Raw genomic sequence first — 14579 nt, 5'->3', positions numbered from 1 at the left:
TGAATGATGTATTGGCAGTGCCGGCGATAAGGCCGAAAGGGCAACCTAGAACCGGCTGGTAACGCTGAACCCGACGGTGCGCGGGTCGCCGTAGGTGATCACGTACTGCCCGGCGGTACCGTTGGGCCGGCCGTGCACCTGGTAGCGGCGGTCGGTGAGGTTGTTGACGAAACCGGTCACGCTCAGCTTTTCGTCGTGGCTGAACCAGCTCAGGCGGGCGTTGGCCAACGTGTAGTGGGGCTGGCTGAGGGTTTCGTCGGCGCTGCTCTGGCGGTCGGCCAGGAAGTACTCCTTGTCACGGAAGCTCACGTCCCCCCCTGCCACCAGCTTGCCGCCCACTTCCAGCGCAATGGTGTAGTCGGCACCCAGCGACACCACGTTGCGCGGCGAACGCACGAAGCTGTTGCCGCTGTAATCGCCGGTTACCGCGCCAGTGGTGGGGTTGGTGTTCTTGAAGTCGGTGTATTCGGTGTCAAGGAACGACACCGCCGCGCGCAGGTGCAGGCGCTCGGTCGGCTGGCCTTCGATCTCCAGCTCCGCACCCTTGACCTTGCCCTTGGCGCCGTTGGTCAGTGCGGTGGTGAGCACGCCATTGTTCACCGTCAGCAGGTTCACCTGGATGTCGGAGTAGTCGTAGTAGAAGAGGTTGGCGTTGACGGTAAGGCGGCGGTCGAACCACTCCGACTTCAGCCCCAGCTCATAGGCATCCAGCTCTTCCGGGTCGACCGTGGTCAGTTGCGCCAGGCTGGTCGACAGCCCGGTGTTGAAGCCGCCCGAGCGGAAGCCGTGGGCGTAGCGGAAGAACACCCGCAGGTTGTCGTTGATGCGGTACTCGGGCGTCAGGTCGTAGGTCCAGGCCTCCCAGGTCTTGTCTTCCTGGCGATTGCCGTTGGTGCCCACGCCACCCAGCGGGACCAGCGGACCGTTGGCGGTGGCGCGGGTAAGCTGCACCAGGTCCAGGTCGATGTCCTTTTTCTCCTGGGTCCAGCGCAGGCCACCGGTGACGCTGAAGTCATCGGTGAAGTCATAGGTCAGGTTGCCAAACAGCGCGTAGCTGTCGGTGCGGTGGTCAAAGCCCATGTCGCGGAAAGCCGTGGTGCCCACCTGATTCGAGCCGGTACCGTTTGGCGTCGGCCCGGGGGTGACCACCCGCTGTGCCGAGCTGTCGAGGTCTTCGTGGAAGTAGTGCGCACCCAGCAGCCAGTGCAGCGGGCGGTCTTCCGGCGAGGCCAGGCGAAACTCCTGCGACCATTGGCGGTAGCTGTTGTCGGTGATCGACGCGCCGTTGACCTCGTAGGGGGTGTAGTCGGCGTCGCTGGTGGAGCGGTTGCGGATGTAGTCGTAGGCGCTGATCGAGGTCAGCGTGTAGTCGCCCAGGTAGTAGTTGAACGTCAGCGAGGCGCCGTCGTGGTCCAGGCGGTAGTCTTCGTTGACGTTCAGCGAGATGTCGCGGCCATGCGGGCGTTCGTAGCCGACGTTGTAGTAGCGGCCCACGGGCAGCGAACCATTGCTGCCGTCGCCCTTGAACTGGCGGCTGTGGACCTTGAGCAGGGCGTCCAGGTCGGGGTTGAGCTGGCCCAGGAACTGCAGGCGGATGGCTTTCTTGTTCACATCGCCATAGGTGTTGCCGTTGAAGTCGTTGTTCTGGAAGCCGTCACGCTCCTCGGAATACAGCGCCACTCGCCCGGCCAGTTTTTCGTCCACGAGCGCGCCGCCGATGGCGCCGGTGACGATGCGTTCGTTCTTGCTGCCAAAGCCGACAGTGCCATAACCGTCGGTGTCGAAGGTGGGCTTCTTCGAGATCACGTTCACTGCACCGGCAGTGGTGTTCTTGCCATACAGGGTGCCTTGGGGCCCACGCAGTATTTCGATGCGCTCCAGGTCAAACAGCGGCCCACCGCCTGCGATGGGGGCGTTTAGGTAGACGTCATCGGCGTAGATGCCCACCGGGAAGACCGTTGCCGCGCCTGTGTCGCCGGTGCCCAGGCCGCGGATGTACCAACGCGGGCGGCCGTCGCCGTCGGGGTTCTTGGCCGAGGCGTTGGGCACGAAGGTGGTGATGTCGCCCATCGAGCGCACGCCATCGGCGGTGATGCTGGTGCCTTTGATGGCCGACACGGCCACCGGGACTTCCTGCAAGGTCTGCTCGCGGTGCTGGGCGGTGACCGTGACGGTTTCCAGGGCCGGTTCGGTTTTATTGACTTCGTTGGCGGCGATGGCCTGGCTGCCGGTACCGGCCAGCAGCAGCGCGAGGCTGATCTGGCGGGCGAGTGGATTGAGCTGGTGCATGGTGGATCTCCCCGTATGTAAAGCGTTGTTGGGGAGAGCTAGAGCAGGGACTGTGCCATGTTGTCAAATCATTGAAATATAAGGATTTTATTCGATTTTTGAGAGGGTGTTGCAGATTGGGCAGCAGTGGGGTGCTGGGCGGGTGCTGCTGGGGCAGCAGTGGTGGGGCTGAGATTGTTGGGGCCGCTTTGCGGCCCTTTCGCGGCACAAGGCCGCTCCTACAATTGTTCAGCGTAAGCCAGGCCCTTGTAGGAGCGGCCTTGTGCCGCGAAAGGGCTGCGCAGCAGCCCCAAAAATCTCAAACCGCCAACCGCGAAGTCGAACCGATCACACTCTCCAGCACGCGAAAATCAATCCACTCCCGCACATCGAAACGCCGTGGAATGAACCCCCACCTGAACAGGAACTCGGTAAAGTCCTGCAGCGCCTCGATCGAGCGGCTGTCCAGGGTGGTGCGCAAGCGCCGGTGCGCGTCGTCGCCATAGGCCGCTGCCACCCAGTACTCGCTGGTGTTCAGTTCGCGCGCCAAAAAGCGCCGAGTGTCTTCCGGGTTGGCCCAGGCCCATTGCTCGGTGCGCAGCACCGTGTCGACCAGCGTACGGCTGGCATCGAAGTGGTTTTCCAGCAAATGCCGGTCCACGGTCAGCGTGCGCGGGGTGCCATTGTTGCTGCGGATCAGCGGGTCGGGGTGGCTGCCGGTATCGACCACCACGCGCAGGCCGAACTCATGGGCCAGGTGCACCGCGTGCGCACCCTTCAGGAAGATGGCGTCGATATCGCCCCGCAGCAGGCCGATCAGCTCATTGTTGCGGCGGCTGAAGCGGCTGGTGTCCAGGCTCACTTCGGCACCGTACAGGTGCTGCTTGGCGTCGTCGCTGTAGGTGCCGCCGTAGGGGTAGTCGACCAGCTCCACATCGGCCACCGCCAGGCCTTCGAGCTTCAGGGCGTTTTCCAGCCCGCGCAGGGCCTGGGCACGGGTGAAGTCGATCTGGACGTTGGCCCACTTGGGTATGCCGAAACGGCGGTTCTTCAGGTCGCGAATGCTGCGTACGCCGCTTTCTTCGGTGGTGAGGATCAACTGCACCTCATCACTCCACGACAGCCCCAGCACGCGGGTCTCGACGCCGCTGGCGTAGGCCCAGATTGCCGGGATGTTACCGCCGTGGCGCACCGAGTTCTGCAGGTGATGGTCGTAGTGGGCTTCGCGCACCTCGCGTTCGCTGGACTCGCGCAGCGACTGGATATTGGTGCCAAACGGCGTGAAGGCCTCGGCCAGCCGCCCCGACTGCACGGCGATGCCGAGGCCGGTGGGCACGGGGCTGTGGGTGTACCAGAGCGTTTCCAGGGGCTTGGTCATGGGGTAACGGGTTTCCTGTCCATGTGGAGGGGGGCCAGCAGTTGGTCCAGTGGTTGGCGAGTGATCCAGTCGCGCACCTCGAAGCGCGCTGGGATGAAGCGCCAGCGCTTGAGGAACTCGACAAAGTCCTGCAAGGCATCAATGGCCTGTTCGTCCAGGCGCGTGCTCAGGCGCAGGTGGGCGTCGGTGCCGTAAGCCACTTGCACCCAGTACTCGCTGCTGTTGGTTTCCCGCGCCAGGTAGCGGCGGGTTTCGTCGGCGTGCTGGTGGGCCCAGCGTTCGGCGCGCAGCACCGAGCCGAGCAGGGTGCGCACCACTTGCGGGTGCTGCGCCAGCAGGTGGCTGTCTACCGCCAGGGTGCGTGGCGTGCCGTTGTTGCTGCGGATCAGCGGGTCGGGGTGGCTGCCGGTGTCGATCACCGTGTGCAGGGCAAAGGCGTGGGCCAGTTGCACGGCGCTGGCGCCCTTGAGGAAGATTGCATCGACCTCGCCGCGCAGCAGGCCGGCCAGCTCCAGGTTGCGGCCTTCGCTCTGGGTGCTGGACACCGGCGTGCCGGCCACGTTGCGCACCGGGCGGTCGCTGAAGGTGCCGTCGTAGCGGTAGTTGACCAGGTCCACGTCGCCCACTTGCAAGCCTGCCAGCTTGAGGGCGTTTTCCAGCCCGCGCAGGGCTTGCGCGCGGGTGAAGTCGATCTGTGCGGCGGCCCAGTCGGGCAGGCCGAAGCGGCGGCCCTTGAGGTCTTTTACGGTGTAGATGCCGCTGTCTTGGCGGGTCAGTATCAACTGCGCCTCATCGGCCCACGACAGGCCGATCACGCGGGTGTCGCGGCCCTGGGCGCGGGCCCAGATGGCCGGGATGCTGCCGCCGTGGCGTACCGAATTGAGCAGGCTGTGGTCGAAGTGCGATTCGCGCACCGCCTGCTGGTCGGCTTCACGCAGGGACTGCACCTGGGTGCCGAGGCCGGCCAGGTCTTCCTGCAGCCAGCCTTGCTGCACGGCGATGCCCAGGCCGGTGGGCACCGGACAACGGGTGTACCACAGGGTATCGAGGGGTTGGCTCATGTTCAGCTCCGGTCGGCTCAGGCGCTGGCCTGCAAAGGGGTGGTGGTGGCAGCCTGCTGCACCAGCGGCAACACTTCCTGGCCGATGCGCAGGGCCTCTTCCAGGTGCGGGTTGGCGGCGAGGATGAAGGTGCTGAAACCGGCATCGCGGTATTCGGCCAGGCGTTCGGCGATGTTCTGATGGCTACCCACCAGACCCACGGTGGGGCCGGGCTTGGCCTTGGCGAAGCCGGCCCACAGGTTGCGTGCCAGGATCAGTTCGTCGAAGCCCTGCAAGCCTTGGTGGTAGGCTGCCTGGCGTGCACCGCCGACAGAGTCCGAGCCGGTCACGAAGCCCTTGGCACTGGCGCTGGCCTTGCCTTCCAGGCGCTCGAACTGCTGGCGCAGCTCGCGCCAGGCTTGCTCCTCGGTCTCGCGGGCGAACAGGTCGACACGCAGGCCGAAACGCACCGTGCGGCCCTGTTTGTCGGCCAGTTCGCGCACGCGTTCGATATGCGGCTTGAGCTTGTCGATCGGCTCGGCCCAGTTCAGGTACACATCGGCGTGCCGCGCAGCCACGTCTAGCGCCGCGTCGGAAAAACCGGAAAAGTACACGCCCGGTTTGCGTTCGTGTTGCAGGCCCGGCGGCAGGCTGCCGTTTTCCAGGCGGTAGATATCGCCTTCGTAGGAGAACTTTTCCTGTGTCCATAGGCCCTGGATCACGTCGAGGAATTCGCCGGTGCGCTTGTAGCGCAGGTCATGCTCCAGGAAGTCGCCATTGGACCGTTGGCTGGCCGGGTTGCCGCCGGTGATGATGTTCCAGTCCAGCCGGCCACCGCTGAGGTTCTGCAGGATTGCCGCCTGCTGGGCGGCGTAGGCGGGCAGGGTCCAGGTGGCCTGGAAAGCGATCAGGAAGCGGATGCGCCGGGTTTCGCGGGCCAGCGCGGCGGCCGCGATCCAAGGCTCCGGGCCGGTGGGCAGCAGCGCGCCTTCGAACCCGGCCAGCTCGGCGGCCTTGGCCACCTGGGCGATGTAGTCGATGTAGGTGAAACCATCGGCCTGGCCATCGGGCAGGCGGCCGGGGGCGATATTGCCGGGGCGGTGCGCGGGGTTGCCGCGGTTGTGGCGGTCGGTGGACAGCTGTGGGCCATCGGTGCCCAAGGGCAGGCGCCAGAAGAATTCGGTGGTCATGGGGGCTCCTGAAGGGGGAGGTTGTGCGGATGGGGACGGCGGTGCAACGGCTGTGCCATGCGTGGCGCGTGGCCTGTAGGGCGGGGGTTTGAGGAGTAGACGGGCAGAGGGCTGCTGCTGTGGCAGCAGTGCGGCAGCAATGGATGCTGGGGTAGCAGCATGAACAGGCCCGGCCTCTTCGCGGGTGAACCCGCTCCCACAGGTACCTCACAGGTATTGAATGCTGTGGTGATCCTGTGGGAGCGGGTTTACCCGCGAAGAGGCCGGCAAGTCAGACTTCGATCCCCTCGGTTACAACCTCTCCAGCACTGCGCAGGTACGCGTCGTACAGCGCCGCATAGGCGCCATTACGCCCGATCAGATCGGCATGCGCCCCTTGCTCCACCACCCGCCCATGCTTCACCACGGCAATCCGGTCGGCATCGCGAATGGTCGCCAGGCGGTGGGCGATGATGATCGCAGTCCGCCCCTGGCACAGCCTGCGCAGCGCGCGCTGGATACGTCGCTCGGTGTGCACGTCCACTGCCGAGGTGGCTTCGTCCAGCACCAGCACCGCCGGGTCGGCCAGGTAGGCCCGCACCAGGCACACCAACTGGCGCTGGCCATGGCTCAGGTGCGCGCCCAGTGGGCCGACTTCGGTTTCGTAACGCTGCGGCAGGCGCTCCAGCACCTCGTCGGCACCCAGCTCACGGGCTGCGGCCACCAGTTGTGCATCGTCGGCAGATGGCGCGGCCAGGCGCAGGTTGTCGAGGATGCTGCCGCTGAACAGCACGTTGTCCTGCAGCACCACGCCCACGTTGCGCCGTAAGTCATGCTGGGCCAGCGCACGCAGGTCGATGCCGTCCAGCTTCACGGCGCCGTGCTGCACTTCGTAGAAGCGCGTCAGTAACTGCACCAGGGTGCTCTTGCCGTGCCCGGAAGGGCCGACGATGGCCAGCACTTCACCTGCGCGGATATGCAGGTCGAGCCCGTCGATCACCGGGCGCGAGCTGTTCGGGGTATAGGCAAAGCCGACCGCGTCGAAGTCCACCTGGCCGCGCGCCTTGGTCAGGGCGTGTGGCGCTGGCGGGTCGAGCACTTGTGGGCGGGTGTCGAGCAGCAGGAAAATGCGCTGGGCTGAAGCGCTGCCGGTGGCGTAGCGCTCGAACAGGTCCGACAGCTCTTGCAGTGGCCCAAGGAACAGGAACACGTAGAACAGGCTCTCGGCCACCTGGCCCACGCTGACCTTACCCTCGGCCAGGCCATGAGCACCCACCAGCAACAGTACGGCCATGCCGGCGGTGCTGAGCAATGCGGTAAACGGGGCGAACCACCCGGCGCGCAGGCTGCCGCGGATCAGCGCCTGGTTGAAGTCTTCCAGCAGGCGTCGGTAACGTGCCTGGTTGGTCTGCTCTTGCCCGCACTGTTGGATCAGCCGCACCCCGCTCACACTTTCCACCAGGTGTGCGGTGAAGCGGCTGCGCTGCTCGGCCACCTTGGCCCAATTGCGCTGCGAAACCCGTTTGAAGAGCCAGGTGGCCACGACCAGCAACGGTACCGTGGCAGCCAGGCTGTAGAAGAAGCTGGGGTCGATGCGCCACAGCATTACCGCTGCCAGGCCGCAGCGCAGCAAGGCGCCGAGCAGCTCGGGCGGGCCCTGCACCAGCAAGGGCTCCAGCGCATCCACGTCCCGGTCGGCACGGGAAATGATGCGCCCGGCGCGGGTCTGGTCGAAGTAGCTCACCGACAGCGCCTGCACATGGGCGAACACTTTCACCCGTAAGGCGTTGAGCACGCCGATCGCTGCGCGCCCGGCAATGAACTGTGACACCCCGGCCAGCAGAAAGCGCCCCAGCCAGCTCGCGGCCAGCCCCAGGCCCAACCACAGTACCAGGCGCTCGTCGAGCAGCCAGTGGTCGGCGCTGGGCACCAGGCCCTTGTCCAGCAGTTCCCGCACGAACCACGGGCGCAGGAACACGGTAAATACCAGCAGCAGCTCGATGCCGATCACGGCAAGGATCTGCCCGCGAATGGGCTGCAACAGCGGCAGCAAGCGGTGGAACATGCCCCGGTCCAGCGCCTGGCGGGCCAGGCGTTGTTCGATGTCGATATCGCTGGCGGGGGTGTGCTGCGCATCAGTCATGGTCGATCCCCAGCAAGTCGCGGTAACGGGCGTTGTTCGTGCACAGCTCGGCATGGCTGCCGTTGGCAGTGATGCGGCCGTTTTCCAGCATCAGCACGCGGTCGGCCAGCAGCAGGGTGGAGAGGCGACTGGTGATCAGCAGCAAGGTCGGGCCTTGGCCGCTGGCGCTGTGCAGGCGGCGGATGTTGTGCAGCACTTGGCGTTCGCCCAGGGCATCCAGGGCGCTGGTGGCGTCGTCGAGGCAGAGGATGTCCGGCGCGCCGAGCAGCGCGCGGGCCAGGCACAGGCGCTGGCGCTGGCCGCCGGACAGGGTCACGCCGCGGTCGCCCAGCGGCGTGTCGAGGCCGTGGGGCAGGCGTTCCAGCACGTCCTCAGCGGCGGCCAGGCGCATACCTTCACGCAACTGGGCGTCGCTGGCTTGCGCTGCCGCCAGGCGCAGGTTGGCCGCCAGGCTGTCGGAGAACAGAAAGCTCTCCTGCGGCAGCACTTGCACGCGGCGGCGCAGGTCGGCCAGGTCGAGGTCACGCACGTCGTGCCAACCTGCAGCATCGCTGCCGACCTGGACGCTGCCGTGCTGTACATCGGCCAAACGTGGCAGCAGGCTGGCCAGCAGGCTTTTACCCGTGCCTGTGGCGCCGACCAGCGCCACCACCTCACCGGGCAGCAGGGTCAGCGAGCAATCTTGCAGGATAGGCCGGCCAGCTTCTGCTGCACTAACTTGCACCTGGTTCAGCTTCAGCCCCAACGGCCCTTCGGGCAGGGTGGCATGGCCGCCGACGATGGCCGGGCGTTCGTCCAGCAGCTGCCAGATGCGTTCGGCACTGGCGCGGGCATCGGCGAAAGTCTGCATCACCCGGCCAATGCCTTCGATGCGGAACACCAGCGTGGTGGCCACCAGCAGCGAAGTGACCAGCTCACCGATACCCAGCGCGCCGGCCGCCACGCGATGGGCACCGTACACCAGGATCCACACATGCCCCAGCGCCACCACCGCCTGCGGCAGCGGAATTCGCGAGCTGGCGTAGGCAAGGGCAGCGCGGGCATGGCCGGTGAACACCTCGACTTGTCGGGCGAAGCGGGCAATGCGCTGCTGTTCCAGGCCAAATGCCTTGATTACCCGCACACCCCCGATGCCTTCGGCGAGGTCCTGGCTGACCTGGTCATAGGCGGCGCCCACGGCACGGTCGAGGGTGACCAGGCGATCGGTCTGCACCACGAACAGCCATAGCCCGGCGCCGGTCAGCAGCAGTGGTACCAGCCCCAGCAGCGGGTCGTACCAACTCAGCAGGCCCACCGCGACGATCACCACCAGCGGGGTTTCGATGATCTGCCGCCAGAAGGTGATCAGCGCGTCGCGCACCTTGTCGGCATCGCGGGTGGTGCGGGTGACCAGTTCGCCCATGCCGTGGTGCCAGTGATAGCCCAGATGCAAGCGCTGCACCTGGCTGAGGATGCGCTCACGCAGGCGCGTGAGCAGGGCCTGGCTTAGCACCAGCGACAGCACGGCGGCGGCGTATTGCAGCAGGCCGCGGCCCAGGGCGATGGCCAGCAGCAGCCACAACCAGTGCCAGGCCACGCTGGCGTCCAGGCTGCTGTCGGCCAGGCGCAGCACGGCGCGGCCGGCGCTGACATCATCGACCGCATGGCCGATCAGCCACTGTTGCCAGGCCAGGCCGAGGTTGCCGGCAATGTACAAGGCAGCGACCAGAGCAAAGCGCCAAGGCATTTCGCGGTAGATGGCCAATGCCCGAAGAAGCGGGTGGTTCATGTAGATGCTCGATCAGAATGCGACACCGCCCTTGTAGGAGCGGCCTTGTGCCGCGAATGGGGCGCGACGCGCCCCTCGGCCCCAAATGGATTCAACGGCGGGTAGCGCCCTGGCTCTCCTTGGCATTAAGCACCGCCGTGTACTCCCCTGGGTCTGCCCCGTTCAGGTAGTAGTTGCCCACGTTATGCAGCCGCCAGCGGATCGGGTCGTGGGTGGTGTGCACCCGGGCATTGCGCCAGAAGCGGTCGAGGTTCCACTTGCTCAGCGAAGCGCTGGCCCCCAGCAACGAGAACAAGTCACTGGAAATCTTCAGCGATGCAGCATCGGAATGCGCACGGGCGGTAGCTACCGACAAGATCAGCTCATCCTGCAACGCCTTGTTCTCCGGGTCGCGCTCGTGTTCGTCGAACACCCGCGCCGCCTCGCGCAGCACCGACTCTGCACCGCGCAGCGCCACGGCATACTCACCGATCTGGCGAATGACATGCGGCTCGTCACTGGCGCGCTCTACGCCGCTCTCCACCCAGGCCCGGGCATGCTCGCGCAGGTACTCGACAGCCGCCTGCAAGGCGCCAGCGGCGATGCCGGTGTCGATGGCGGCGTGGAGGATCTGCGGGAAGGTCAGGCCGGTGCGTTTCATCGGCCCGCTACGGCGGGTCAGGTAGCGCTCATCGAGCACGATGTTGTCGAAATTTACCGTACCGCTTACCGAGTTCTGCTGGCCGAAGGCTTGCCAGTCATCGATCAGGGTCAGCCCGGGGGTGTCGCGGTGCAGCAGCACGCCGACGCCGCCGTCTTCGCTGGCGGCGGTCAGCGAGATCCACTCGGCCAGGTAGGAGCCTGTGGAGTAGAACTTGCTGCCGTTGAGTACCCACTGGCCATCGGCGCGGCGCTCGACGCGGGTCTTGAGGGCGAACTTGTTCTTGCCGCCGACTTCGGCCAGCGCGTTGCCGAAGCGCTTGCCTGCGAGCACGTCGGCAATCAGCCGGTCGCGTACTTCATCGGGGTAGCCGGTAAAGATGCCGCGCAGCATCACGTTGTGAATCTGCAGCAACTGGCCGACACCGCCGTCGGCGATGGAGATCAGGCGCACGGTTTCGACCACGGTCTGCACCGAGGCACCGAGGCCGCCGAACTGGGCGGGCACCGCGATGGCGGTCAGGCCGCTGCTGGACAACAGCTCGGCCTGGCGATGGGGGAGCTGGCCGTTGTTGCGCGGGTCGGCGGCCAGTCCGGCGATGTGCGCGGCGACCTGTCGGGCGGTTTCGATGGCGTCGGCTTCGCTGGTCAGCCGACGGGCGGGGGAGGGTTCTATGGCACTCATGGTGGGGTCTCGGATTGTCTGAAGGGCCAGTGCGCCTGTTTCGCGGGCTTGCCCGCTCCCACAGAGGCTGCGGTCCCAACCTCCTGAGCAATATCTTTGCCACCCCTCCTCAGACCGCATCCTGCGCGGCTTCCACAGCATTTTGCTGCCTCAGCAGCAGTCATGTTGCTGATCTGGCAGCACCCCGCCCGCAATCCTGCTCCCAGCCAAGCACCCAACCACCTGGCGAAACAACCAATCCCAGGTAAATCAAGGCCTCCAGCGGTTGGCACGCACACTGCAATGGTGCTTGCACGACGCCCAAGGAGCCACCCCATGACCTTCGCAACCCCCACAGCAAAACGCCTGGCAGACGACCCATCCGCCCTGGAACGCATCTGGTTCACGCGTTGCCCGGTGCCCACCGCCTCAGGCCTGGCCTACAAGCTCGGCTGGCTTGAGCAAGAATTCGCTGCCGATGGCTTGCCAGTCTCGACCCTGCAGGAGGCCCGCCAGTTAGGCCATCACCACTACGATCACCAGTTGCCCGGGCTGTTTCGCGAGGGCGGCAACGTGCCAGCGCTGGCGGCACGTGCGGCCGGTTCGCCCAGCCGGCTGATCGGCCTGACCTGGATCGAGGAATGGCAAACCATCCTGGTCCGCCCGGATTCCGGCATCCGCAGCGCCGCCGACTTGCGCGGCAAGCGCCTGGCGCTGCCGGCCTGGGGCGACAGCCGGCCTGGCAGCATTGCCCGGGCCATGAGCCTTCATGGGTACAAAGGCGCCCTGGCCTCGGCGGGGCTGCACCTAGATGACGTGCAACTGGTGGAAGTGGCCTTGCTCGACCAGGCCAGTGCCGCCACCCCGGCGTTGGGCTTGCAGCGGCTATGGTCGGGGCTGGAATACCTGGCGCGCGGTGAAGTCGATGCCGTGTACGTGAAGGGCGCGGCAGCAGCCGACGCCGCACGCCGGCTGGGCCTGGTGGTCGGCGTCGACCTCGACCTGCTGCCCGATCCGCGCCACCGCATCAACAACGGCACCCCCCGGCCGATCACCGTGCATCAGCGCCTGCTCGACAACCATTTCGACCTGGTGGTGCGCTTCCTTGCCCAGACCTTGCGTGCCGCCGAATGGGCCGCCGGCAACCGCGACGCGCTCAACCGTATTCTCGAAGACGAAACCCGCGCGGGCAGCCAGGGCGTGGCCGAGGCCTACCGCGGTGACTTCCACACCACCTTGGCGCCGGACCTGTCCGCACAGCGCCTGGCCTTCCTCGGCACACAAAAAGACTTCCTGTACCTGCACGGTTTCCTCGAAGCCGATTTCGACATTGCCGACTGGGTCGACCCGCGGCCTCTGCAAGCTGCCCATGAACTGCTGGCCCAACGCCGCGCCTGACCTGACCGGAGATTGAACATGACCGTACTGATCAACGAACGCCCCGTCACTGCCGAACTGCAAGCCTTCATCGACCAGGTAGTGGCCGAAGCCGAAGCGGCCTTCAGCGTCTTTCGCGAAACCAACACCATCACCGCCAATGGCACGGTCGGTTTCATCGAGCGTGTGCCGGGTGAAGAGCTGCTGGTGTCGGTGAACTACGGCGGGCCGTGGAACCACCGCAAGCCGCTGCAGGCCACCGTCACCGACTTTGACGGCAACGTCATCGTCGGCAAGGGCAAAGGCGGTTTGGGCCGTTACACCAAGCTGTTCCAGACCCACGCCGATGTCACCACCGTGTCGCACGTGCACAGCCCGTACCTGGGTGCCTGGGCGCAAACCCACCGCACCTTGCCGTTCCACTACGTGCCGGTGCAGCGCTACCAACTGGCCCGCGAGCTGCCGGTGTACATCGACCGGCGCCAGGCCGAGGTGGACTTCATCCTCGACAAGATCGCCGAGAACCCGTTCAACCTGGCAATCCTGGAAGCCAACGGCGGCGCCACGGTGTGGGGCAAGCAGGGGCTGCGGGCCACGGCGGAGTTCATCCTGTTGCTGGAGGAGGGGGCGCAGATCCAGTTGCTGGCCGATGCCCTGGGCGGGTCGCGGCCTTACGGGCCGGGGGTGCTGACCCAGCAGTGGAAGATGAGCGGGTTGTACGACCGTGCGACCGAACTGGGCTTGGTGCCAGGCATCGATCGGCGCAACTGACCCCGTTTCAGCCCGCCCACGCACTCTGTAGGAGCAGCCTTGTGCTGCGAAAGGGCCAGTCCAGGCACTGCATCTGCATCGGTAGTACCGGCCTCTTCGCAGCACAAGGCTGCTCCTACAGGACCGCGTTGGCAGCCTGATCAACCATTCCAAGCAAGGACCCGCCCCATGGCAGTAAAAATACTCTGGTACCTCACCACCCCCGACGGCCCCTACCCCTGGGAGCCCGAAGGCCGCTGGCACACCGATTTCGAACACCTCAAGCAACTGGCCATCGCCGCGGACCGCCTGGGCTACTACGGCTCGCTGCTCGGCTCCAGCCCCAACGAAAGCCTGGCCGTGTCGGCAGCGCTGATCGACGCCACCAAGCGCCTGCGCTTTCTGGTAGCCCAGCACCCGGGCGAGCTGTCGCCAGCGGTGCTGGCCAAATGGGCGCTCACCTTTGACCAGTTCTCCAACGGCCGCCTGCTGTTCAACGTGGTCAACGGCAACGACGCCGGCCTGGCTACCCTGGGCGTACATTACCCGCACGATGAACGCTACGACTTCAGCCTGGAGTACTGGCGCGCTTTTCAAAGCTTCTACGCCGGCGAAACGGCGGGTTACGACGGCCGCTACGTCAAGCTGTCACCCCGTGCACCCGCCGCTGCCCATCACCCGCTGGGCGGTTGGCACCCACCCAAGCAAAAGCCCGGCATCCCGCTATGGGGTGCCGGTACTTCCGCACCGGGCGTAGCCCATTCGGTGCAGTTGCTGGACGTGTACCTGAGCTTCGCCGACACCCCGCAAAAGCTCGGCGACAAGTTCCGCCGGGTGGCGGCCGAGGCGGCGAAGATCGGCCGTGAGCTGACCTACGGCACCCGCCTGCAAGTGATCGTGCGCGAAACCGAGGAAGAGGCCTGGGCCCATGCACAGCGCCTGTTGCAGCGCACCTCGCTGGCCACCGCGCGCGCGGCCATCGAACGCCAGTTGCCTGCCGGGCAAACCTTCGAGAGCTACGTCAGCGACGACCCGCGTATCCAGCGCAATCTCGACAGCCTCCGCGCCGGGCGCCTGCCCACAGCCCGCGAGCTGGAAATCTACCCCAACGTCTGGCTGGGCCCCAGCCTGTTCGGTTTCAACATCCTCGGCCCTGCAGCCGGCACTTACCTGGTCGGCAGCGCCGAACAGGTCGCCGAACGCATTCGTGAATACGAGGCCCAGGGCACGTCGGCATTCATCCTGTCAGGCTTCCCGCTGATCGATGAGGCGCACCGGGTGGCAGACCTGCTGTTCCCGCTACTGGACCTGGACCATGGCTTCGAGGTGCCGCGCCTGGGCGCAGTCAGCAAGCCCGGCGTGGCGCAACCGGCGTAAGGAGAG

At 66.1% G+C, this 14579-nt stretch carries 10 protein-coding genes; 3 read left to right on the top strand and 7 right to left on the bottom strand.

Annotated features, from left to right (window positions below):
* Positions 1 to 45: 45 nt before the first annotated feature.
* The 7 genes from SB765_RS16780 to SB765_RS16750 all read right to left on the bottom strand — a co-directional run bounded on the left by SB765_RS16780 (position 46) and on the right by SB765_RS16750 (position 11090).
* Positions 46 to 2289: a TonB-dependent receptor gene (locus tag SB765_RS16780; protein WP_410931632.1), complete on the bottom strand. Its 2244-nt coding sequence runs from the start codon at positions 2287 to 2289 to the stop codon at positions 46 to 48.
* A gap of 298 nt (positions 2290 to 2587) precedes the next feature.
* Entirely contained in the window at positions 2588 to 3646 is a 1059-nt protein-coding gene (locus SB765_RS16775; protein WP_341798265.1) for an ABC transporter substrate-binding protein, read from the bottom strand.
* A complete protein-coding gene (locus SB765_RS16770; protein WP_341798266.1) occupies positions 3643 to 4707 on the bottom strand; it encodes an ABC transporter substrate-binding protein in 1065 nt (354 codons plus the stop codon). The genes SB765_RS16775 and SB765_RS16770 overlap by 4 nt, the downstream gene beginning before the upstream one ends.
* A gap of 17 nt (positions 4708 to 4724) precedes the next feature.
* Positions 4725 to 5876, bottom strand: a complete 1152-nt coding sequence (locus SB765_RS16765) for an LLM class flavin-dependent oxidoreductase (protein ID WP_410911218.1) — start codon at positions 5874 to 5876, stop codon at positions 4725 to 4727.
* Positions 5877 to 6147: 271 nt separating this feature from the next.
* Positions 6148 to 7998: an ABC transporter ATP-binding protein gene (locus SB765_RS16760; protein ID WP_410931631.1), complete on the bottom strand. Its 1851-nt coding sequence runs from the start codon at positions 7996 to 7998 to the stop codon at positions 6148 to 6150.
* Positions 7991 to 9766 carry an ABC transporter ATP-binding protein gene (locus SB765_RS16755; protein WP_410931630.1) on the bottom strand — a complete coding sequence of 592 codons (1776 nt, stop codon included), beginning with the start codon at positions 9764 to 9766 and terminating at the stop codon, positions 7991 to 7993. Before SB765_RS16755 ends, SB765_RS16760 begins: the two co-directional genes overlap by 8 nt.
* A 91-nt stretch (positions 9767 to 9857) precedes the next feature.
* A complete protein-coding gene (locus SB765_RS16750; RefSeq protein WP_410931629.1) occupies positions 9858 to 11090 on the bottom strand; it encodes an acyl-CoA dehydrogenase family protein in 1233 nt (410 codons plus the stop codon).
* A gap of 315 nt (positions 11091 to 11405) precedes the next feature.
* Here SB765_RS16750 and SB765_RS16745 point away from each other — a divergent pair, with 315 nt between their 5' ends.
* The 3 genes from SB765_RS16745 to SB765_RS16735 all read left to right on the top strand — a co-directional run bounded on the left by SB765_RS16745 (position 11406) and on the right by SB765_RS16735 (position 14573).
* The gene (locus SB765_RS16745) at positions 11406 to 12467 is read left to right on the top strand and encodes an ABC transporter substrate-binding protein (protein ID WP_341798271.1); all 1062 of its coding nucleotides are present in this window, start codon (positions 11406 to 11408) and stop codon (positions 12465 to 12467) included.
* A gap of 18 nt (positions 12468 to 12485) precedes the next feature.
* Positions 12486 to 13217 carry a class II aldolase/adducin family protein gene (locus SB765_RS16740; RefSeq protein ID WP_410931628.1) on the top strand — a complete coding sequence of 244 codons (732 nt, stop codon included), beginning with the start codon at positions 12486 to 12488 and terminating at the stop codon, positions 13215 to 13217.
* 168 nt (positions 13218 to 13385) lie between these two features.
* On the top strand, positions 13386 to 14573 hold the full coding sequence (locus tag SB765_RS16735; protein ID WP_410911216.1) for an LLM class flavin-dependent oxidoreductase: 1188 nt from the start codon (positions 13386 to 13388) through the stop codon (positions 14571 to 14573).
* Positions 14574 to 14579 lie beyond the last annotated feature (6 nt).

Source organism: Pseudomonas sp. SIMBA_067 (genome assembly GCF_046534675.1).
GTDB classification, from domain to species: domain Bacteria; phylum Pseudomonadota; class Gammaproteobacteria; order Pseudomonadales; family Pseudomonadaceae; genus Aquipseudomonas; species Aquipseudomonas putida.
The sequence above is the reverse complement of the archived record's forward strand: the minus strand, read 5'-3'. Positions and strand labels throughout refer to the sequence as shown.